Below are 1,338 nucleotides of genomic sequence, written 5' to 3'. Positions count from 1 at the left end.
CGACTGACAGTGAGGATGTGGCGTGGTGACGCTGCGGGTGGGTCTGACCCTCCGACTGACTGACGTCTCGACTGTCCTGTTTGGGATTTGTCGGCCCGCCGGGCGTCGCTCTGCACGCGGCCGGACGGGTGTTTGTGACCTTATAGGAGCTTGGTCCAGAAGCCCCGTCACTGTCTTGTCCACCCGCCCGACCGGCGCGTGCCGGCCTCGGAACGGACACGCCACAAGGACGGACATGACCAGCATGACGCACGACGGCCCGCAGATCACCGGCGGAGTCGACACCCATGGCCTGACCCACCACGCTGCCGTGATCGACACGGTCGGCCGCCACCTGGCCGACCGGGAGTTTCCCGCCACCATCCGGGGCTACCGTGACCTGCTGGCCTGGATGCGCTCGCACGGCACGCTCGTGGCGGTCGGGGTGGAGGGCACCGGCGCCTACGGAGCTGAACTCGCGCGGGTGCTGACCGCCGCCGGTGTCACGGTCGTCGACGTGGACCGGCCGGACCGCAAGACGCGGCGCATGAAGGGTAAGTCCGACCCGATCGACGCCTACGCCGCCGCGACGGCTGTGCTGTCCGGGCGGGCCACCGGCATCCCCAAGAGCCGGGACGGCGTCGTCGAGGCGGTCCGCGTCCTGCGGATCGCCCGACGCAGCGCCGTCAAGGCCCGCACCCAGGCGATGAACCAGATCCGCGGCCTGCTCGTCTCGGCCCCCGCGATGCTGCGCGAGCACGTCGCCGGAATCGACCGGGCCGCGCTGATACGCGCCCTGGCCCGACTGCGGCCCGGCGGCGATCTGTCCCGCCCGCTGGCGGCGACCCGGGCCTCGCTACGGCGGCTCGCCCGACGCCACCAGGCCCTGGACGAGGAGATCGCCGAGCTGGACGCCGAGATCGGCCCACTGGTCAAGCAGGCCGCCCCCACGCTGCTGGAGCTGTTCGGTGTCGGTCCCGAGACTGCCGGCCAGCTCCTGGCCTCGGCCGGGGACAACCCCGAGCGGATGCGGTCCGAGGGCGCGTTCGCGCACCTGGCCGGGGTCGCACCCATCCCCGCCTCCTCCGGCCGCACCCACCGCCACCGCCTCAACCGCGGCGGTGACCGGGCCGCGAACAACGCCCTGCACACCATCGTGCTCACCCGCATGCGCTTCGACGCACGCACCCGCGCCTACGTCGAACGCCGCACCAAGGAAGGGCTGTCCAAGAAGGACATCATGCGCTGCCTCAAGCGATTCGCCGCCCGCGACGTCTACCGCGCACTGACCAGCACACCAACCGAACGAATCACTCAAACCGGCATAGCTCCAGCAGCTTGACAGCCATAGGAGCATCC

Annotated in this window: 1 protein-coding gene; it reads left to right on the top strand. The window is 71.0% G+C overall.

Annotated elements, in window-relative coordinates; all coding sequences use genetic code 11:
* Positions 1 to 235 precede the first annotated feature (235 nt).
* A complete protein-coding gene (locus ABD317_RS36975; RefSeq protein WP_344296460.1) occupies positions 236 to 1,321 on the top strand; it encodes an IS110 family RNA-guided transposase in 1,086 nt (361 codons plus the stop codon).
* Positions 1,322 to 1,338: the final 17 nt, after the last annotated feature.

Origin of the sequence: Streptomyces synnematoformans (assembly GCF_039531005.1) — a bacterium.
Taxonomy (GTDB): Bacteria; Actinomycetota; Actinomycetes; order Streptomycetales; family Streptomycetaceae; genus Streptomyces; species Streptomyces synnematoformans.
The sequence above is the reverse complement of the archived record's forward strand: the minus strand, read 5'-3'. Positions and strand labels throughout refer to the sequence as shown.